Genomic DNA, 20,417 nt, shown 5'->3' on the forward strand with positions numbered 1-20,417 from the left:
ACGCGGGGGCATGCTGACATAATGTTGGCAAACGCCCTTCGGAAGGTGGCCCAGCTCCATGACTCCACGCAAACTGTTCACCACCTTGGCCTTTGCCGAGGCCGTGACGTGGACTCTCCTGATCGCGGCCCTGGTGGCCAAGTACGCCTTCGGCAACGAAGCGTTCACGCCCATCGCCGGCGGACTGCACGGCTTTGTGTTCCTCTCCTATGCCGCAGTGACCGTGTTTGTGTGGGTCAACCAGAAGTGGTCGGCGGCTACCGGCGTGCTGGGCGTTGCGCTCGCCGTCGTTCCCTGGGCCACCATCCCGTTCGAGAAGTCGCTGGATAAGCGCGGACTGCTCGACGGCGGCTGGCGCCTGGGCCCGGGCGGTGAGGAGCCGAAGAACTTCGTGGACAAGGTTCAGGCACTTGTGCTGCGCCGCCCCGTGGCTGCTGCCCTGGTTGCCGTTGCCGGAGTCGCCGTCGTCTTTCTAATCCTGCTCTACCTCGGCCCGCCCATTCCCAAGGGCTAGCTCCGCCGCCCCCGGGCGTCACAACTCCGTGAGCCGGATCCCTGTGCTGGCAGGATGGGCACATGGCAAAACCGTTTACCCTGGTTCAGCTGCGGTATTTCGCCGCCGTTGCAGCAGCGGAGAGCATGACTGCGGCGTCGCGTGAACTCAATGTCACCCAGTCGGCGCTGTCGGCGGCGATCTCCCAGCTGGAGAAGGACCTCGACGTCCAGCTTTTCATCCGGGGCAGGCAGCGCGGAATGCGCCTCACTGCCCCCGGCAGGCAGTTCGCCAAGGACCTGGCGCCATTCCTGGAAGAAGCCGATGCACTGTACGAAGCTGCCCGCGGCTACTCGGATGTTCTCACCGGTGAACTGCGCGTCGGAGTCTTCGCTCCGCTGGCGCCCTTCCGTGCGCCGGTGATCCTCCAGGCCTTCGAAGCAGCCCACCCCGAGGTGCAGATCTCGTTCCTGGAAGGTGACCAGGAATACCTCCGCCGGTCCCTGCTCGAAGGCGAATGCGAACTCGCGCTGATGTACGGCCTCGGGCTGGATGAAGGCTTTACCACCAGGGTGGTGGAACGGATCGCCGCTCACGTGCTCGTGGCCGCAGACCATCCCCTTGCAGCGAATCCGGACGGGGAAGTGTCCTTGGCGCAGCTCGAAGACGAGCCGTTGATCCTGCTGGACCTTCCGCACACCCGCGAGTACTTCATGAGCCTGTTCGCCGCAGCCGGGGTTCGCCCGAAAATCCGCCACCGGGCCTCCGGGTATGAGACCGTGCGCTCCTTCGTGGGCCGGGGGCACGGCTACTCCGTCCTGAACCAGCGCCTTCATCACGACCAGACCTATGCCGGCGGCCGGGTGGTTCCGCTGCGGCTCACCGATGACGTTCCTGGTATTGAGGTCATGCTGGTGCGTCCCCGTGGAGTGCGGCCCACGCGCCGCGCCCTCGCGTTTGAGACCGTCTGCGGCCGCCTCTATGGAGCGGGCAGCTGATTCCTCGCATCGAGAAAATCGATCAAACACTTCAGAAACATCGACTGGACATCTGTGATGCGGATCACCAGAGTGGAGCCATCATCATCTCTGCCCCGCAGGTGAGCGGCGGGCTTCACCCCCAAATGACGCGGAAAATGCGCCCGCCGCCCCGGCACTGACCCCCAGGAGTGCAGTTGGCCAGTCCAGAACCACGTTTCCGCAGCATTACGTACTTCCCGGTCCCCGGGCCGGCCGCGGGAAATACTGCCGTCACAACGGCCAGCCGAACGTTACTTCCCGGAAACGGCGGGCAACGGCGCCTAAACCCGGTTTGCGTACGGTGGCATTCATGACTACGAACGAAGCCCCACCGAGTGTCCAGTCCGCTCCGGCGGAAGCAGCCAAACCCCGCATCACCGGCATGCAGAAGCGTGTCCTGGCCGGCGGCAGTGTTGGCCAGTTCATCGAGTTCTACGACTTCGCCCTGTACGGGCTCTCAGCAGTGGTTCTTTCGCAGCTCTTCTTCCCGAGCGAGAGCGCGTTCATCGGGCTGCTGTCCACCTTCGCAACCTTCGGCGTCGCGTTCCTGATCCGGCCGCTCGGCGGACTGTTCTTCGGAGCCCTCGGTGACCGGATCGGCCGCCGCCGCGTCCTGTACATCACCCTGGTCTCCATCGGAGCAGCAACCGCCGCAATCGGCCTGCTGCCGACCTACGCCACCATCGGTGCCCTGGCCCCGGCACTGCTGGTGCTCTGCCGCCTGGTCCAGGGCTTCTCGGCCGGCGGCGAATCCGTTGGCGCCCCGTCGTTCGTCTTCGAACACGCTCCGGCGAACCGCCGCGGCTTCTGGCTGAACATCACCCTCGCCGCCACGGCGCTGCCTTCCGTGGTGGCCGGAACGCTGATCCTGGTGCTGAGCCAGTCGATGAGCGAGGCCGACTTCCAGAGCTGGGGCTGGCGCATTCCGTTCCTGCTGGCGCTGCCGCTGTCCCTGTTCGGCCTGTGGATCCGGGCCAAGACCGAGGAAAGCGAAGTGTTCAAAGCCGTCCTGGCCAAGAACCAGACCAAGGAATACAGCCCCATCCGCGAGACATTCCGCACTAACAAGGTCCGCATGCTCCAGGTCATCTTCGTCATGGGCCTGACCGCCATGGGCTTCTACTTCCTCTCCGGGTACTTCGTCTCCTACGTCCAGACCACCGGCAACCTCAGCCGCGACCAGTCGCTGCTCGCCAACGCCGCAGCCATGGCGTTCTACGCACTGCTCCTGCCGCTGGGCGGAATCATCGGCGACCGGGTTGGCCGCAAGCCGATGCTGATCGCCGGTTCGGCAGCACTGGCAGTCTTCGCGGTTCCCTGCTTCATGCTGGTGACCAGCGGCGTGCTGGGACTGGCCATCCTGGGCCAGCTGCTCTTCGTCATCCCGCTCTGCATCTACGGCGGCGGCTGCTACACGTTCTTCGTGGAAATCTTCACCACCAAGACCCGCTTCACCTCCGCCGCCATCAGCTACAACGTCGCCTACGCCATCTTCGGCGGCACCGCTCCGTTCGTCGGCACCGCACTGGTGGCCGCGACGGACGTGGCGTACTCGCCCGGTTTCTACATGAGCGCCGCAGCGGTGATCGTGCTCCTGCTGCTCACCCTGACCCGGGTTCCGGAAACCCGCGGACGCATGGGCTAACACCGCCCGGCGCAGCCGCACGAACCAAGCCCGCCTGAATCAAAGGAAAGAACCATGACTTCATCCCAGGCATTCCTGAAGGATTTCCACGACGTCGCCGCCATTGGCGCCACACCCGCCAACGGCGTCGACAGGCAAGCAGCAACCCCGGAAGACAAGCAGACCAGGGACTGGTTCGCCGCCTACGCCGAAGCCCGCGGCTGGGAGGTGCGCGTGGACGGGATCGGCAACATGTTCGCGCTGGTGGAGCTGGTTCCCGGCGCACCGTACGTCCTGGTCGGATCACACCTGGACAGCCAGCCGCTGGGCGGACGGTTCGACGGCGCGTACGGCGTGATTGCCGGCCTGCACGCAGCTTCCCGGATCACCGAGCGGCTGGCCGCCAGCGGTGGAACACCGGTCTTCAACCTGGCGGTGGTCAACTGGTTCAACGAGGAAGGCGGGCGGTTCGCCCCGTCCATCATGGGCAGTTCCGTATTTGCCGGGCTGATGGATGAGGACGCCATGCTGGCTGTCCAGGACCTCGCCGGTATCTCGGTCCGGGAGGCCCTGGACGGAATCGGCTACCTCGGCACGGACCAGCGCCCGGAAGTGGCCAGCTACGCGGAAATCCACATTGAACAGGGACGGATCCTGGAACGCGAACAGCTGCCGCTCGGCGCCGTCGACTACTCCTGGTACACCCAGAAGCTGGATATTGAAGTGCTCGGTGAACAGTCCCACACCGGGGCAACTGCCATGGCAGACCGCCATGATGCCCTGGTGGCGGCGTCGAAGGTGGTTTTGCTGGTCCACGACGTGACGAAGAAGTTCACCGAAGAAGCCCTGGTTTCCTCGGTAGGCCGGATGACACTGGAGCCGAACTCGCCAATCGTCGTCGCGCGCCGGGTCCATCTGGTCGCAGACCTCCGCTCGGCGTCGCCGGAGATCGTCAGCGAGGCCCGTGCCTCTCTGCTCGCCGATATCGACGCTATTGCCCGGGAACATGACATCACCATCAACGTGAACGATTTCGATATCCGCGGCATCCAGTACTACCCCGAAGAAGGTCTGGAACTGGCGGAGAAGGTCGCCGCGGAGCTGGGCCTGGGAATCCGGAGAATCCAGACCATGGCCGGGCACGACTCCGTGGCACTAAACCGCATTGCCCCCACGGTCATGCTGTTCATTCCTTCGGTGGACGGCGTCTCGCACTGCGAACGCGAATTCACCCGCGACGAAGACATGGTTGCCGGACTGGACGCCCTCACCGAACTGGGCTGGAAGCTGGTGCACGGTGCCCTCACGGACCAGGCCACGGGGCCGGCGGCATGAGCACACCCACCGGTGAGGCTGCGGGTAGCCGGACTCCGCAGCAGGCGCCGCTGCACTATTTGGACGCCGTCACGGCACTGAAGCTGTTCCGCTCCCGGGAGCTCTCCCCGGTGGAACTGCTGCAGGCGGTGATTGACCGCGCGGGCACCGCGAACGCGTCAGTCAATGCCCTCACCGAGACTCTGTTCGACGACGCCATGGTGCTGGCCCGGGAAGCGGAAGCGCAATACCTGCGCGGTGAAGCCGGTGCTGCTGACCGGCCGCTGCTCGGACTGCCCGTCGTGGCCAAGGAGAAGCACGCCCTCGCGGGGCGCAGCTTTTCGCAGGGGCTGCTCTCCCATGCCGGGCGGACGGCAGCGGCAGACCACCCCGTGGTGGAACGCATCCGGGCCGCGGGAGGAATCGTGCACGCACGGAGTACGTCGCCGGAGTTCAGCTGCGCCACCGTGACCCACAGTCCCATGTGGGGCGTTACACGCAATCCCTGGAATCTTGAGCGGTCACCGGGTGGATCCTCCGGCGGTGCGGGAGCGGCGCTGGCCGCGGGCCTGGCTCCGTTGGCCACGGCGTCGGACATCGCCGGTTCCACCAGGCTGCCGGCGGCATTTACCGGAACGGTTGGGTACAAGGCCCCCTACGGCAGGATTCCCGGGCTGGCGCCGCTGTCCGCTGACTGGTACCGCGGCGACGGTCCCATGGCACGCACCGTTGCGGACACGGCGCTGCTGGCCAACGTCATGTCCGGCCGGCACCCCGGGGACCACACCTCCCACGGCGGACCGGGAACCCTGCCGCTGGAGTACCCCGGAGCCGGGGACGTCTCCGGGCTTCGGATTGCTCTGTGCCTGCGGCTCGGGGACTACCCGCTGGACGACGCCGTGGAGGCCAACACCCGGGCCGTTGCCGAAACCCTGCGGGCAGCGGGAGCTGTGGTGGAGGAGGTGGTCCTGCCGTGGACAAGCGCTGAGATCCGCGACACCATATTCACTCACTTCGGCCACATCCTGGGGCCGGCCATGGAAGCTGCCACCGCCGGGGACCAGGACACACTCGCTGCCTACACCCGGCGGTTTATGGCCGACGCGCGGGCCGCGGCGGAGCGCAGGACGCTGGTCGACGGACTCGGAGCTGAGGCCCGGATCCAGTCGCAGCTGGCAACCGTGATGGACGGTTTTGATGTGCTGCTCTGCCCGACCTCCGGAGCCGGATCACTGGCCGCTGATGCCGATTACCTCGACGGCATTACGGTTGCCGGAACCCGGCTGGAGCACTACTGGGAGGGGCACCTGACAGCGCCGTTCAACATCACCAACCGCTGCCCGGTCCTCGCGGTGCCGTCAGGGTTTGGTGCTGACGGTGTGCCCACCGGGGTGCAGCTGGTGGGGCACCCGTTTGCGGAGGAATCCGTCTTCCGAGTGGGTGCTGCCATCGAGGTGCTGCGGCCCTGGGCGGGGCGGTACCCGGACCTGTAGGCGTTCAGCCGTGCCGGCTATGGCGTCCAGTCCTCCGGGCCGGCAATACCCGGCTATACCGCACCGGCTGGTGCTGCAGTTCGGACCAGGGATGTTCGTGCGCCATCCCGGCTTGTGCCTGCGGGCCCCCGACAGTCTTTAGCCGTGCCGGATTCCCTGCCCGGCAAGCACCGCGCGGTAGCCCTCGCGGTACGTCGGATAGGTGAACTCGAAGCCCGTGCCGCGCAGCCGGGCGTTGGACAGGCGGCGGTTGCCTCCGCGGGTTGAGCTGCGGGGTTCCTGCGGTGCCAGCAGCGGTTTGCCCAGCTCAGCGGAGAGGAAGGCAAGCACGTCGCGCTGCTCCGCCGGCTCGTCGTCGACCCCCAAATACAAGGGTGCCGGCTCCGGGACCGCGGTGGTCAGGTGCACGATCGCAGCAGCCGCATCATCCCGGTGGATCCGGTTGGTCAGCTGTCCCGGCCCGGGATCCGGCGCACCGGCGCGGACCTGGTCGATCAGCCTGGTACGGCCCGGTCCGTAGATTCCGGCCAGCCGCAGCACCACCGCATCCGGGCGGCGGGAGTGCAGCAGGTCCTCGGCTTCGCGGATGACGGCGCCGGTCACCGATGCGGGAGCAGTGGGGGAGTCCTCATCCAGCCAGCCGCCGCCGGCGTCGCCGTACACGGCTGTGGAGGAGACGAACAGGATACGCCGCGGACGCACGCCGTCGCGCTCCAGGGCATCCAGGACGTTCGCGGTGCCGTCCACGTAGGCGGCCCGGTACGCGGCCTCGGTGCGCTCGGCGGCAGCCACCGAAATGACAACGACGCCGGTGTCCGCCGGAACCTGCGGCAGGGTGCCGGTGAGGTCGGCTGCCTGGCCGGCCAGCGGAGCGGGAATCTTCTCGGGCGAGCGGCGCCAACCGAGCACGGGAAAGCCGGCCGCGGCGAACCGCAGGCCGGCTTCCGTGCCCAGGTCGCCGCAGCCGGCAATCAGGACAGTCATGGTTTTAGTCTGCCACCAGTTGATCAGGCTAGTCCGGCAGGGAGGCGAGGACCTGGCGGGCCACGTCCACGCTGGACTGCGGATTCTGGCCGGTGATGAGGTTGCCGTCGGTGACGACAAAGCTCTCCCATGCGGGCCCGGAATCGACCACGGCGCCCTTCTCGGCCAGGGCGTCAGCGACCATCCACGGTGTGTTTTCGCCGGTGCCGCCGGTCAGCTCCTCCTCGTTGGTGAACACCGTGAGCCGGCGGCCGGAGAAGGCGAATCCAGTCTCGGGGGTTTCGGCGCTGAGCAGCGCCGCCGGGCCGTGGCAGAACGGGGCAATAACCATTCCGGCGTCGTTCGCGGCGATGAGGATCCGTCCCATGTCCCAGTCCGTGGCCAGGTCCGCCATCGGGCCGTGCCCGCCCGGGATGACAACGGCGTCGTATTCCAGGGGCACGACGTCGGACAGCGCCATCGGCTTCTCGAGTTCCGGGCGCAGTTCCTCCAGGTAGGACGTGAGGTGTGCTGCCTTCTCTTCGCCTCCGGCCTGGTCGGGCTGCAGGCTGATCTGGTCCACCGTGGGGGCCTTGGCGCCGGGAGTGGCGAACGTGATGCGGTGCCCGGCCTCGGCGAGGGTGCGGTGCGCTTCGACCAGTTCCTCGGCCCAGAAGCCGGTGGGGTGCTCGGATCCGTCCTTCATGGTGAGCGAATCGGCGGCGGAGACAACCATCAGGGTGTTCATGCGGGTCCTTCTTTCGGGGGAGTTTTCGGGGGAGCGGGCGGCCGCTCCTAGCGTGCTGCCGCGTCGATCTCGGCGAAAGCCGCGTCGTCGAGAACCAGGTCCCTGGCGCCCAGGTTCTCTTCCAGGTGGGCTACCGAGCCGGTGCCTGGAATCGGCATCATGACCGGTGAGCGCTTCAGCAGCCAGGCCAGGGCGACCTGGGAAGTGGTGGCTCCAAGCTTCTTGGCGGCAACGTCGAGCACGCCTCCGGGCCGGGCCAGTTCGCCGGCGGAAACCGGGGCCCAGGGGATGAAGCCGATTCCGTTTTCGGTGGCGTACTCGAGGACGTCCTCGGAAGAGCGGTCGGTGAGGTTGTAGCGGTTCTGCACGGTGGAAACCGTGAAGTACTTCTCCGCCGCCTTCAGCTGTTCCACGCTGACCTGGGACAGGCCAAGGGCCTTGACCTTCCCCTCCTGCTGCAGGTCCTGCAGCACGGCAAACTGTTCCTCGGCATCGACGGTCGGGTCAATCCGGTGCAGCTGGAACAGGTCCAGCGAGTCCACCTTGAGTTTGCGCAGGCTCAGCTCGGCCTGCTGGCGAAGGTACTCGGGGCGGCCCAGCGGAATCCATTCGTCCGGACCGGTACGCACGAACCCGGCCTTGGTCGCGATCCGCACGCCTTCGGGGTAGGGGTAGAGCGCCTCGGCAATGATCTCTTCACTGATGTTGGGTCCGTAGGAATCGGCGGTGTCAATGAAATCGACGCCCAGTTCGACGGCGCGGCGCACCACCTCGACGGCGGTTCCGCGGCTCTGCGGCTCACCCCAGACGCCGGGGCCGACAATGCGCATGGCGCCGAAGCCCAGGCGGTTCACGGTGCCGAGGTCCTTGAGGTCGATGGTCGGGGACAAATTGGGTTCTACAGTCTGCTCGGTCATATAGGCGGCAACAGCGTGCCCCCAAGGGCTTATTCCTCAGCACCCTGATATTTCCGCCGCAATCAAGGTACGTTGTGCCCTGTTGCTGCCGGGATCCGGCGTGCATTCTGTAGTTTCCGGGAGAAACCGAGAAGACAGCTATGGCTGAAGGAGTGTTTGCGATGACGGAAACTACTTCCACCGAGGTGGTGACAGGGCTCTACATCGGGGGTGAGGCGCGGGCCGGTGAGGACATGCTGGAGGTCGCTGACCCGGCCCGGCCCGGGGCGCCTGCAGGTTATGCGGCCGCGGCATCTGCCCGGGACGTCGCAGACGCCGTGGAGGCGGCGAAGGCAGCGTTCCCGGCTTGGGCTGCGCTGAGCCCGCAGGAGCGGGCGGCGCAGATGGCCGAAGCGATCGCCGGCATAGCCGACCTGCGGGATGAGGACGCCGCCATCCTCACGCGTGAAAACGGCAAGATCGTCAGCGAAAGCTGGGTTGATGCGCTTGTCTTCGAGATCCGTTGGCAGCTCGCCCTGGCCCTGGCCGGGGACGTCGAGCGCGAGGAGATCCTCGAAACTGCTCCGGGGATTCCGGTGCGGACCAGTGTGACGTATCAGCCGCTGGGCGTGGTGACGGTGATCGTCCCGTTCAACTGGCCCGTGGCCATCCTGGGAGCGTCCCTGCCCCACGCGCTGCTCGCCGGCAACACCGCGATCGTCAAGCCGCCGCCCACCGCCCCGCTGGCCACCACCCGGATTGTGCAGAGGGTGGCCGAGAAGCTGCCGCCCGGAGTGATCAACGTGGTCACCGGCCGGGACGAGGAAATGTCCGGACTGATCCGGAACGACGACGTCGCCAAGGTCTGTTTCACCGGAAGCGTCGGAGGCGGAAAACGAATCATGGAAGCAGCCTCCGGGACGTTGACCCGGGTGACCCTGGAACTGGGCGGCAATGACGCGGCAATTATCCTGGACGATGCGCTGCTCGACGAGACCCGCCTCGACCGCTTGTACGCAGCGGTGTTCGATACCACCGGCCAGATCTGCATGAATGCCAAACGCATCTATGTGCATCGCTCCCGCATGGAGGAACTGGTGGCCGGGCTCTCCAGCCGCCTGGAAAAGGTGGTCATCGGGTACGGCCTGGAGGAAGGGGTCACCATGGGGCCCCTGCATTCTCCGGCCCAGCGCACCTTCGTGCGTGAGCTGATCGAGGAGGCAAGGCAGGCAGGCGCCGAGGTCCGCGAGTTCGGACAGCTGCCGGAGGAACCGGAGATCCGGCAGGGCAACTTCCTGAAGCCGGCACTTGTCCTCAACCCCTCCCCGGACCTGCGGGTGGTAACCCAGGAGCAGTTCGGGCCCGTCATTCCGATCATGGCGTTCGACAGCGACGACGAAGCTGTGGCCGCCGCCAACGACAGCTGGGCGGGCCTTTGCGGGTCCGTTTGGACCGAGGACACGGCCCGGGCGAACGCCGTTGGCAGCCGGATGGAGTGCGGCTACGTCTGGGTGAATGACCACGGCGCCACCAGGCTGGACCTTCGCGCACCGTTCGGCGGAATGAAGCAGTCGGGCATGGGCCGCGAACAGGGAATCCACGGCGTCCGGGCCTTCCAGGACACCCGTTCCATTGCCCATCTGGATGAGGGTGCACTGTGAGGGGAAACCGGGGATGACGCATACTTCTTTGGCGGAAATCGGCGGGAGTCCAGCCGACCGCCATGGGCCGGGCGGTTAGCGGACTGAACCTGTCCGCTAATCGGTTGGACCCGGGAAGGGGAGGGCGTACGCTCGCGGCCATGGACTGGAAAATAGAACTCGTGCCCGTGCCGGTGTCCGACGTCGACGCAGCCAAGAACTTCTACGTGAACCAGGTGGGTTTCGCGGACGACTTCGACCAGCGGGTCGATGAGAACCTGAGGTTCGTCCAGCTGACCCCGCCCGGTTCCGCCTGTTCGGTGGTGATCGGCGAGGGGACCACGGACATGCTCCCCGGCAGCCAGCGGATCCAGATCGTTGTGCCCAGCGCTGCGGACGCGCGGCAGCATCTGGTGGACCACGGCGTGGAGACCAGCGAGATTACGCCGCTGGACTGGGGTACCTTCGTGTACTTCAGTGATCCGGACGGCAACCAGTGGTCGCTGCAGGAACTGCCTGCCCTTCCTGACCAGTAGGAGGGCAGGCGTGGTGTGTCCGAATTAGTGCCGCTCGGCGCGTGCTGCCCGGACCAGGCTGTACTCCGCGGGATCCAGTGCCGCTTCGGCACCGCCGGACAGCAGGACTGTCACGTCAGGATGCAGCTGCAGGACAGAGGCCGGCACATCCGGAGTGACCGGGCCCGTCAACGCCGCTGCAATGGCTTGTGCCTTGCGGGGCCCTGAGGCCAGGAGGACCAGCGACCGGGCCTCACGGATGGTGCCCAGCCCCTGGGTCAGCGCGTGGGTGGGGACATCCCGCAGCGACGGGAAGAACCGGGCATTCGCTTCCCGGGTACTGGCTGTCAGCGCCACGACCCGGGTGCGGGAATCCAGCGCCGACCCCGGCTCGTTGAACGCCAGATGCCCGTTGCTGCCAATCCCCAGCACCTGTACATCGATGCCGCCTGCGGTCCGGATGGCGGCCTCGTAGCGGTCGGCGGCGAGATCCGGATCCGCCGCCGCGCCGTCGGGCACCCGTACAGCCGCCGGATCCAGGCCCAGCGGATCAATGACTTCGCGCCGGACCACCGCGTGGTAACTCTGGGGGTGCGCAGGCGGCAGCCCGAGGTATTCGTCCAGGGCGAAGCCGCGCAGCGGAGACAGGTCCCCGGCCCGGCGTGCCAGCTGCTCATAGAGCGGCAGCGGCGAAGATCCGGTGGCAATGCCCAGGACCGGGTTTCTGCGTGCGGCCAGGCGCGCCAGGACTACATTCGCTGCCGTCAGGCCCAGGTCCCGGGGGGACGCGGCGGCAAGCACCTGAACGCTCATGCCTGCGCCGCGTTCGAGGAGAGCGAGGCGGCCAGAGCGGGATCCGCCGGCGCCCATTCCGCGAGTCCGAGCAGCCCGGCCGCATTGGCTCCGAAGATCCGCTGTACGTCAGCCGCCGGCATGCCCATCTCCCAGCAGATCCGCAGCTGGTCCACCAGGTAACGCCGGGCGTAGCCCCGCGGGAACCAGGAGGAGTCGGTGCCGAAGACGATCCGCTCCGGGCCATGGGTTTCGTAGAATCGGCGGAAAACATCCTCCAGGGTCAGTTTCTGCGCCATGAACCGCACCCACTGGTTGGAGCCGGAGGTGTCCACCAGAACGTTGGGGCAGGCCCACATCAGGAACAGCACCTGCTGCACGTGCTGGATTCCGAAGTGCGGCACCACAAACGTCACATCAGGGTGGCGTTTGGCCACGGCTTCCAGCCAGGCGGGTTCAATCATCGCGTTGTGCGCAATACCTCCGGCAGAGCCGCAGTGGCCAAAGTGGATCAGCACGGGAACCTGGTACTCGGCGGCCACGCGCCACACCGCATCCGCGCCCGGGTCATCGATGCGGGAGGACATCAGCGGGGCGAACAGCTTCAGCCCGCGCAGCCCGTGGTCGCGAACTGCCCGCCGGAAATCTTCGGCGGCCCCGGGGAGAAAAGGATCCGCCATGGCGGCCAAGCCCAGGAATCGCCCGGCGCCGTGCTGCACCAGTGCGGCCATCTCCTTGTCACCGCCGGCGGTGACGAAGGCCGCGTGCTCAACGTGGTGCTCGTCCAGTTCGGTGATCCAGCGGTCAGCTTCCGCCTCCCAGCCGGCGTCCTGTCCTGTGCTTTCCGGGTCTGCGAAATCCCAGCTGCGCCGCCACTGGGCGGACATGCCGGCTACCTTCGCGGCGCGGGCCGCAGCAGCCGGGCCGGATTCCTCACAAGCGAACTGGCCGCCGGACAGGGACCGGGTGAGCGGGTCGAACGGCATCCGGAAATGCAGGTGGAAATCGATGATGGAGATGCCCTGCACCACAGGGCGGTTTCCGATTCGGGCGACGTGCACGGTGTGGTCTCCTACAGGGGCAGCGGCTCGGGCAGTACGACGGCGCCGCGGTGGTCCGGAGCGGTTGCCACCAGATCGGTGGCATAGCGGACGGCGGCAGCCAGCGCTTGGCCGGGTTCATCTCCGCGCGCGAGGCAGGCAAGGAAAGCGGCGTTAAAACCGTCCCCGGCGCCGGTGCTGTCCACCGGTGTCACCGGGCGGGCCGGTGTGTGCAGCCAGGTCCCGTCCGGCAGGGCAAGGCCGGCCCCGCCGGCGCCCAGTTTTGCGGCCACCATGGTGGAGGTCTGCTCAGCCAGCAGCAGGGCGGCGGCCCGCGGATCCGGGTTCCCGGTGAGGCCAGCCAGCTCGTCGCTGTTTGGCAGGAACAGGTCCACTGAGCCCAGTACGCTGCGGACCTCCGCCCGGATATCTTCGGTCCAGCCCTCAGAAGGCCAGCCGGTGTCCAGCACGGTAAGGGCGCCGTTCGCATGCGCTGAAGCGAACAGCTCGCAGGCGGCCTGCCCGCGCAGCTTGGGCAGCAGGAAGTAGCCGGCCAGCACCAGGGTGCCGGTGTTCAGGGCGCCGGCAGGAACGTCCTGCGGTGTCAGTTCAGCCATGGCTCCCAGGGAGGAGATGAAGGCACGGTCCCGGCCGGGCGCCTCAACTGCCACAGTGATGCCGCTGGGCTGCCCGGCGTCCCGCACCAGCACTGCCTGAAGCCCGGGCAGCGCGAGCTCCTGCTCCACCAGGCGGGTGGAGGCGTCTTCTCCGACCTTGCTGACCAGGATGGTTTGCTGTCCCAGCCCGGCACAGCGCACGGCGAGGTTCCCCGCGGATCCGCCCAGCCGGATGTCGATGCCAGGCACAATCGCTTCCGTGCCGGGCTCCGGCAGGGCCGCAGCTCCGGACACCATGATGTCCAGGTTGGTGTTCCCTGCAACGGTGATGGTGGCCTTTGCACCGCTCATGCCGCGGCCGCCAGGGCCTGCGCGCGTTCCAGCAGGGCAGCGCGGGCAGCATCGATGCCGGTGCGCAGTTCCGCGGCGCGGACGGCAAGGGTACGGGCGGCTTCCGTCGCACGGTCCGCGGTGGCAGTAACAGCCTTGATGCCGGGGCTGCCTGCCTGCGGCCGGTCCAGGATCCGTCCCGGATCAGTTCCGGCGGCAAGCACGAGGTCAGCCAGGTCCGTGCTGATGTTCCCGGCGGACAGGGCCCCGGTCACCTGCTCCCGCGACCACGCTGTGGGGTCAGCGGACTTGAACAGCCGCCCGACGACGTCGTGCGCGCCCCGCCAGGGCACGCCGGCGACTGCCAGGGCTTCTGCCACGGACGTGGTGGTGGCACCGGAGCGGACGATCTCCGCCTTGTCCGGAAGCCGCAGCACGGTGAATTCGTTCAGCAGCCCGTCCAGCATGCGCACAAACCGGATCACCCGGTCCGAGGCACGCCAGAGGTGCTTCTGCACATCTGTGGTGGCGTTGTTGGAATCCTCGTACCAGCCGGAGTTGATGTTCGCGTAGGTGGCGGACATGTCTGCGGCAGCGGCGCCGGCCATGGACACCATGTGTTCCAGCACCACCGGGTTCTTCTTCTGCGGCATGATCGAGGAGCCCTGGGTGTAGGCGTCCGGGGTGGCCACCCAGCCGAAAGTCATCCATTCCAGCAGTACCCGGGAGAAGCGTGCGCCGGTGGCACAGATCCGCGCCTGCGCTGCGGCCAGGCGCATAAAGTGCTCCGCGCCGGCCACCGCCTCATAGCTGGACGTGAACGTTGACTCAAAGCCCAGCAGGTCAGCGACGGTCTGCGGGTTGATCGGCACGTCGGATCCGGTAAACGCCGCGGAGCCCAGCGGGGAAACGTTCATCTCCGCGTAGATGTCAAGCAGCTCCCGTCCCTGGCTCAGCAGGGCTTCGGCCAGGCCCCCCAGAACATGGCCGATGGTGGTGGGCTGGGCAGGACGCCGATGGGTGAAACCGATGATCAGCGCGTCGGCATGCCGGCGTGCCAGTTCGGCGGCGTCCGCGGCGCTCTGGAGCACCAGGTCCGCCTGGTCCAGGATCTGGCGGCGCAGCACCATCCGGAAGGCCCCGGCGTCAAGGTCGTTGCGGCTGCGGGCCAGCTGAACGTCCAGCTCCGAGGTGGAGATGCCGCAGGCTGCGGCGAGCTGCTGTTCCATGAAGTAGTACGGGTCTTCCACGGAGCCGTCGAAGCTGTATTCCTGCCGGTCGTCGGTGATCCGCTCCCACAGTTCCAGCAGGCCCTTCTCCAGCCGGGCGGAACGCTCCCGCGGAAGGATGCCTTCGTCGTCGAGCATCCAGACATGGGCCAGGGAAGCTTCCACCATGGGCGGGTAGATGTTCGCGGCAGCTTCCTCGAACGCGTCGCGCAGGTGGTTGTCCCAGTAGACGGACAGATCCGGGCGGTCGGTCAGGAGCGTACGGGAGGGGGTGTTCATGCTTATTTCACCGGCTTCAGGTCGGGGGAGGCGGAAGAGGGAATCGGCAGCGGGGAGGCGGCGGCGGGGATGGGACCCGCCAGCGGTGTCTCCACGGTGGGACGGCGGCGCCGCAGCATCTTGGCGATGCCTCCGCTGCCCGGGTTTTCAAGCCGCTGGGAGATGATCAGGACAATCAGGATCAGGCCCATCTGCAGGGTGCCGTACGCCGCGGCGGTGCCGAACTCGTTGGAGTAGATCCGGTTGTAGATCTCAACGGACAGCGGAGCGAACCGCGCCGGGTAAATCACCACGGAGGCCACGTACTCGCCGAAGCCCTGGATAAAGGCCATCAGGGCGCCGGCAAGGATGCCCCGGTACATCAGCGGCACTGTCACGGTGCGCAGCACCCGCCAGTGGCCGGCACCGAGGTTGCGGGCAGCTTCTTCCACAGAGGGATCGATCTGGGCCAGGGCGGCGTTGGCTGAGCGGAAGACCAGGGGAAGGAACCGCACAAAGTAGGCAACCGGGAGGATCCACAGCGAACCGATCAGGACCTGGCCCAGGTTGAAGGGCGAGGGGCTGGCGAACGCGGTCACCAGGTTGACGCCGACGACGGTGCCGGGCAGCGCCCAGGGAATCATGACCATCACGTCCAGCAGTCCCTTGCCCGGGCCCTTCCACCGGGTGACCACCCAGGAGGCAATAACACCGACCACGGTGCACGCGATCATGGCGATGAAGGCCATCTGGCTGCTCACCAGAATGGGTCGCAGGGTCGCCGGATCGGTGAAGATCCGGGAGAAGTTCCCCAACGTGTACTGGCTGGGCAGGATCTGTACGGTCCAGGAGCCGTCCACGGTGAAGGCCAGCAGCACGATCACGGCTGCCGGTGCCATCAGGATCAGCACCAGGACGGCGGAGCCGAGGCCTGCGCCGAGCCGGGGGAGCGTTCCGTGGATGACCTTCACGGCCTGCGGGGTGCCCTTGGACGCGCTGCGGTGAACCCGCCGGTTCTGGTACCAGCGCATCGCCAGCAGGAAGAGGATGGAGACGATGGACAGCACGGTGGACTGGGCCGCCGCCAGTTCGTAGGCGCCGGAGGTACGGGAGGCCACAATCTGCATGGTCAGGGTCTGCACGTTGTAGAACTGCGGTGCGGTAAAGGAAGCCATGGAGACCATAAAGGTCAGCAGGGCGCCGGAAACCAGGGCCGGGGTCAGCATGGGCAGCAGCACGGTGCGCCACATGGTGAAGCGGCTGGCCCCCAGGTTCAGGGCGGCTTCTTCCATGGAAGAATCGGACCCGGCCAGGCCGGAGGAGACCGCGAGGTAGAAGTACGGGTACATGGTCATGGTGTGGACCAGAAGCACACCCAGGACGCCGTTGGCGGAGACTGCCCCCGGGTCGGCGCCGAAGTACTGTGCCAGGAACCGCGGCAGGATCCCGCTCTCGGCGTAGAGGAAGTAGAAGGAGACGGCGCCGATCAGCGGCGGCAGTGCCATGGGCAGCATCGCGAACAGCCGCAGCACGTTGCGGCCGGGGAAATCGAAGCGGGTCAGGAGCACGGCCAGCGCCGTGCCAATGACACCGGTGGTGATTACGGAGACCACCGAGATGCCTACGGAGAGGCCCAGCGCCCGGCCGGAGTTTCCGCCGAAGAAGCCGCTGTAATTGCCCATTCCGCCGTCGACGCTGGTGCGTGCCGTGGCGAACATCGGAATCACGATGTACAGCAGCAGGACCAGGACCAGGGGAATGGCCAGCCAGTAGATGAACCGGTCCGAGGACGTGGTTCCGCTGCGGTTTCGCAGTCTTGCGGCGAGGCCGGTCACGGCGCTACCAGCCAGACCCGGTCCGGATGCGGGAACAGGGTGACCCGGTCCCCGGGCTGCGCCCGGTCCTCTGAGTCAGGGACGGAAACCACAAGTTCCTTGCCGTTCCAGTCCACTTCGTAAACGTTGACGGCACCGGTGAACTCAGCCGTCTTGACCGTGCCCCGCAGCGTGCCCGGTCGGCTCTGGCCGCCGGTGTCCGTGTGCATGGTGAAGGATTCAGGGCGCAGGCTCACCGCTGCCGTGTCGCCGGCGGCGGCGTTGCCGGATACTGTTCCGGCCACCCGCGGGGCGCGCAGCACCGAACCGTCGGCCAGCTTGAGATGCACGGTGTCGGTTGAGGACTCCAGCACGGTGCACTCCAACACGTTGGAACGTCCGATGAACCGTGCCACGAAGGACGTGGCCGGCCGGTGGTAGACCTCCCGGGGCGGGGCAACCTGGTGCAGCCGCCCGGACTCCAGGATGGCCACGCGGTCGCTCATTGCCATTGCCTCGGCCTGGTCATGGGTGACATAGATGCTCGTGATTCCTGCAGCCTTCTGGGTGCCGCGGATTTCTGCACGGGTTTCCTCGCGCAGCTTGGCATCCAGATTGGAAAGCGGCTCATCAAGCAGCAGCACCGAAGGCTGGATGACCAGGGCCCGTGCCAGCGCCACACGCTGCTGCTGTCCGCCGGAGAGCATGTCGATGCGGCGGTCAGCGTAGCTCTCAAGGCCAACCTGCTGCAGTGCGCGGTCCACGCGCTTGTTCTTCTCAGCCCTGGCGGTGCGGCGGACGCTGAGGCCGTAGCCCACGTTGGCACGCACGGTCATGTGCGGGAACAGGGCGTAGTTTTGGAACACCATGCCGGTGTCGCGGCGGTTGGGGGCAGTGTTTGTGACGTCGCGGTCATTAAAGAGGATCCGTCCGCGGGAGGGCTGGATGAACCCCGCAACCATGCGCAGGGTGGTGGACTTGCCGCACCCGGACGGGCCCAGAAGGGTGAAGAACTCTCCGTCTTCGATGGTGAGGTTGAGGTCTGCCACAGAAGGCGCGGAACCCGGGTACCGTTTTTCGATCGATTCGAGGAAGACTCGTGTCATGGCTGCTCTCCGCAGGGGATAGTGGGTGGAAGGTTCAGGAGGCGGCCGGCGCCCAGGGCGCCGGCCGCCTGTCCGGGTTTGGTTAGCCCTTGCCCTTGATGTTCTCGGCCCAGTAGCCGATCCATTCGGACTCGTTATCGCCGATCCGGTCCCAGTCAACGTCCATCTCCACCAGGTCCAGCTCTGTCAGCCAGGACGGGGTTTCGCTCATCTCGATTGACGGAATCTGGTAGTAGGTTTCGGAGAGGTCCTTCTGGGTCTCTTCGCTGAAGAGGAACTCGAGGAAGGCGTCAGCAGCTTCGCTGGACGGTCCGTTCTTGATCTTGGCCACCCCGTCCACCAGCATCGGGGCACCCGATTCGGGGATCACGGGGGTGTAGGGGGCGTTCTGGTTCTCGATCTGCAGCATGACGTCCTGCAGGTTCCAGGCGCTGGCTGCGGCTTCCTGGCGGGTCACGCGCAGGTACAGGTCAGTGGGGTTGGCTGCGTAGACCTTGGTGTTGGCGTCGAGCTTGCGCAGCCAGTCGTACCCTGCCTCCGGTGAACCGGCGGCGTCGTACTGGCGGTCAATCATGGCGGAGTAGATGCTGCGCATGGTTCCGGAGGCCTCGACGTCGCGGATAGCCAGTTTGTCGGCCATCTCCGGAGCCACCAGGTCGTCCCAGTCCTTGGGCGCTTCTTCTTCGCTGAGCATGTCGTGGTTGTAGAAGATGACCTCGGCCAGCTGCATTTCGCCGACCCACAAGCCGTTCGGATCACGCAGGTCCTCGGGAACGGCGTCAATCACGGCGTCCGGGGCGGGGGCAAGGACGTCGTCGCCGGCGGCCTGCTTCATCTGCTGGCCGGTGCCGCCCCACCAGATGTCACCCTGCGGGTTGGCCTTCTCCGCGCGGATGCGTTCCAGTGCTTCCTGCGCGCCGAGGGTGAGGATTTCCACCTTGCCGGCGTAGTCCGGATTGGCTGCCTCGAAGTCGGCCACGACTGCTTCGGCGAGGCCCTTGTCCCGGGCGGTGTAGATGGTGAGGGTGCCGCCGTCGGACCCCTCGGCTCCGGCGGACGAGTCGTCCAGGCCGCAGGACGAGAGAGCCAGCATCAGCGCGAGGCCGCCGGCAACGGTGCCGAGCGGTTTGCGGAAAGTGCGTTTCATGTACTTCTCCTAGGGTGTGGGTGGAACGGGGTAAACGGGGGACTAATCAGCGGGGGAGATAAGGGCAGAGGGGTCTTCCAGGACCCGGGCCACGGCACCGTGGAGGATGCCGGTGGTGCCCAGGGACGCGAAGGCAACATTCGGAGCCGACGGCGCCGCGGCGCGGATCCGGCTGGCCAGTGCGCTCCGGGCCGGGTCATCGAGGTCGACGGCGTCTCCGGAGAAGACCACAAGGGCAGGATTCAGGACGCAGGCGCAGACGACGGCGGCCCAGGCCCAGGCGTCCAGCACGTCGTCGCGCAGCCGCTGGGTACGCTCGTCAGCGCACATCCGCGCGATCACCGGCCCGTCGCCGTCGAGCCCTGCTGACTGGGCGGCGGCAGCGATCGCCGGTGTGCTCCAGGCTGCTTCGAAGGGTCCGCGGTTGCCGTGGGGGAGTGGGCGGGGTGCCACCGGCAGGAAACCGACCTCGCCGGCTGAGCGGGTGGCGCCGTGAAGGATCCGGCCGCCGCTGAGGATGGTGGCACCGATGCCTTCGGCGACGTGGATCAGCACGAGGTCATCGACGCCGGCTGCGGCACCGGCGCTGCGCTCGCCGAGGGCAACAAGGTTGACGTCGTTTTCAAGAGTCACCTTCAGGCCGGTCCGGCGGTTCAGCTCCCCGGCCAGCTCGGAGCCGCTTGCCGCGGCGAAGTCGGGGGCCAGGCTGACAGTGCCGTCGTTTCCGACGACTCCGGGCAGTGCCAGCACCAGCCGGGCCGGGCTGCGGGGTGCGGCGGCAGTGAGTTCGGAAACGGCCCGCGCCGTGGATGCCACCGGATCTTCGGCGTCGAAGACGGATTCGCGGGTTTCCAGGACGCTGGCATCGAGGTCCACAAGGCTGGCACGGACGCTGCCGCGGCTGATTTCGGCGACCACCAGCACCACTGCCGACCGGTCTATTTCCATCAGGGTTCGGCGCCGTCCACCGGTGGACTCGCGCTGGCCCACCTCATGCAGGTAACCCAGTTCCTGCAGCTCGTGCACGATTCCAGTCACGGTGGAGGGACTGTAGCCGGTGGCGGCTGCGAGGTCGGTGCGGGAGATGGGGCCCTGTGAAAGGAGGGCTCCCACAACGGACTCCACCCGGATCCGGCGCAGTTCCCGGCGTCCAGTTGGTGCGTGTGAGGTGGATAACATTCTTACTTTATACGGTGAAGAAAGTAAGAATGCAAGGCTTTCCAAGCCTCACTCGAGCGGACAGAACCTATCTGCACCCAAGTGGAGTATCGCCGGAACGTGCGGGCCGGTGTCGCCAAGGCAGGACAAATGTCGCGTGCCGGACGCGTCGCGGCGCCGATGACGGGACCTCCGGCAGCTCCTAGGCTCGCGGTGAGTAA

18 protein-coding genes are annotated in these 20,417 nt (G+C 66.9%); 7 read left to right on the forward strand and 11 right to left on the reverse strand.

All coding sequences use genetic code 11. The features are described 5' to 3' along the window. Positions 1-58: 58 nt before the first annotated feature. The 5 genes from NF551_RS03765 to NF551_RS03785 all read left to right on the forward strand — a co-directional run bounded on the left by NF551_RS03765 (position 59) and on the right by NF551_RS03785 (position 5,943). Complete coding sequence (locus NF551_RS03765) at positions 59-514, forward strand: DUF3817 domain-containing protein (protein WP_227895374.1); 456 nt, start codon at positions 59-61, stop codon at positions 512-514. Between the two features lie 62 nt (positions 515-576). Further along, the gene (locus NF551_RS03770) at positions 577-1,491 is read left to right on the forward strand and encodes a LysR family transcriptional regulator (protein WP_227895373.1); all 915 of its coding nucleotides are present in this window, start codon (positions 577-579) and stop codon (positions 1,489-1,491) included. Positions 1,492-1,822: 331 nt separating this feature from the next. Beyond that, on the forward strand, positions 1,823-3,157 hold the full coding sequence (locus tag NF551_RS03775) for an MFS transporter (protein WP_227895372.1): 1,335 nt from the start codon (positions 1,823-1,825) through the stop codon (positions 3,155-3,157). 54 nt (positions 3,158-3,211) lie between these two features. Next, positions 3,212-4,471 carry a M20 family metallo-hydrolase gene (locus NF551_RS03780; protein WP_227895371.1) on the forward strand — a complete coding sequence of 420 codons (1,260 nt, stop codon included), beginning with the start codon at positions 3,212-3,214 and terminating at the stop codon, positions 4,469-4,471. Next, a complete protein-coding gene (locus NF551_RS03785; RefSeq protein ID WP_227895370.1) occupies positions 4,468-5,943 on the forward strand; it encodes an amidase in 1,476 nt (491 codons plus the stop codon). The genes NF551_RS03780 and NF551_RS03785 overlap by 4 nt, the downstream gene beginning before the upstream one ends. A gap of 138 nt (positions 5,944-6,081) precedes the next feature. Here NF551_RS03785 and NF551_RS03790 read toward each other — a convergent pair whose 3' ends face one another. The 3 genes from NF551_RS03790 to NF551_RS03800 are packed head-to-tail and all read right to left on the reverse strand — an operon-like array spanning position 6,082 to position 8,571. After that, entirely contained in the window at positions 6,082-6,927 is an 846-nt protein-coding gene (locus NF551_RS03790) for an SDR family oxidoreductase (protein ID WP_227895369.1), read from the reverse strand. Between the two features lie 28 nt (positions 6,928-6,955). Next, complete coding sequence (locus NF551_RS03795; RefSeq protein WP_227895368.1) at positions 6,956-7,654, reverse strand: type 1 glutamine amidotransferase domain-containing protein; 699 nt, start codon at positions 7,652-7,654, stop codon at positions 6,956-6,958. 47 nt (positions 7,655-7,701) lie between these two features. Continuing rightward, entirely contained in the window at positions 7,702-8,571 is an 870-nt protein-coding gene (locus tag NF551_RS03800) for an aldo/keto reductase (RefSeq protein ID WP_227895367.1), read from the reverse strand. 161 nt (positions 8,572-8,732) lie between these two features. Here NF551_RS03800 and NF551_RS03805 point away from each other — a divergent pair, with 161 nt between their 5' ends. Together NF551_RS03805 and NF551_RS03810 are read left to right on the forward strand one after the other, a co-directional pair. Next, complete coding sequence (locus tag NF551_RS03805) at positions 8,733-10,211, forward strand: aldehyde dehydrogenase family protein (protein ID WP_227895366.1); 1,479 nt, start codon at positions 8,733-8,735, stop codon at positions 10,209-10,211. A 140-nt stretch (positions 10,212-10,351) separates the two neighbouring features. Next, a complete protein-coding gene (locus tag NF551_RS03810) occupies positions 10,352-10,726 on the forward strand; it encodes a VOC family protein (protein ID WP_227895365.1) in 375 nt (124 codons plus the stop codon). Between the two features lie 24 nt (positions 10,727-10,750). Here the strand turns inward: NF551_RS03810 and NF551_RS03815 are convergent, their stop codons facing one another. The 8 genes from NF551_RS03815 to NF551_RS03850 form a co-directional block, all read right to left on the reverse strand. After that, on the reverse strand, positions 10,751-11,518 hold the full coding sequence (locus NF551_RS03815) for a glucosamine-6-phosphate deaminase (RefSeq protein WP_227895364.1): 768 nt from the start codon (positions 11,516-11,518) through the stop codon (positions 10,751-10,753). Then, positions 11,515-12,558, reverse strand: coding sequence for an amidohydrolase family protein (locus NF551_RS03820; protein WP_227895363.1), 1,044 nt, complete (start codon positions 12,556-12,558; stop codon positions 11,515-11,517). Before NF551_RS03820 ends, NF551_RS03815 begins: the two co-directional genes overlap by 4 nt. 11 nt (positions 12,559-12,569) lie before the next feature. Further along, the gene (locus NF551_RS03825) at positions 12,570-13,505 is read right to left on the reverse strand and encodes a carbohydrate kinase family protein (RefSeq protein ID WP_227895362.1); all 936 of its coding nucleotides are present in this window, start codon (positions 13,503-13,505) and stop codon (positions 12,570-12,572) included. Beyond that, positions 13,502-14,992 (reverse strand): lyase family protein, encoded by a 1,491-nt coding sequence (locus NF551_RS03830; RefSeq protein WP_227895361.1) that lies wholly within the window; start codon positions 14,990-14,992, stop codon positions 13,502-13,504. The genes NF551_RS03825 and NF551_RS03830 overlap by 4 nt, the downstream gene beginning before the upstream one ends. 2 nt (positions 14,993-14,994) lie before the next feature. Next, the gene (locus NF551_RS03835; protein WP_227895360.1) at positions 14,995-16,806 is read right to left on the reverse strand and encodes an ABC transporter permease; all 1,812 of its coding nucleotides are present in this window, start codon (positions 16,804-16,806) and stop codon (positions 14,995-14,997) included. Beyond that, on the reverse strand, positions 16,803-17,891 hold the full coding sequence (locus NF551_RS03840) for an ABC transporter ATP-binding protein (RefSeq protein ID WP_227895359.1): 1,089 nt from the start codon (positions 17,889-17,891) through the stop codon (positions 16,803-16,805). The genes NF551_RS03835 and NF551_RS03840 overlap by 4 nt, the downstream gene beginning before the upstream one ends. Before the next feature lie 82 nt (positions 17,892-17,973). Then, the gene (locus NF551_RS03845; protein ID WP_227895316.1) at positions 17,974-19,038 is read right to left on the reverse strand and encodes an extracellular solute-binding protein; all 1,065 of its coding nucleotides are present in this window, start codon (positions 19,036-19,038) and stop codon (positions 17,974-17,976) included. 42 nt (positions 19,039-19,080) lie between these two features. Further along, positions 19,081-20,217, reverse strand: a complete 1,137-nt coding sequence (locus NF551_RS03850; RefSeq protein ID WP_227895315.1) for an ROK family transcriptional regulator — start codon at positions 20,215-20,217, stop codon at positions 19,081-19,083. Positions 20,218-20,417 lie beyond the last annotated feature (200 nt).

Origin of the sequence: Arthrobacter caoxuetaonis (assembly GCF_023921125.1) — a bacterium.
Classification (GTDB): domain Bacteria; phylum Actinomycetota; class Actinomycetes; order Actinomycetales; family Micrococcaceae; genus Arthrobacter_B; species Arthrobacter_B caoxuetaonis.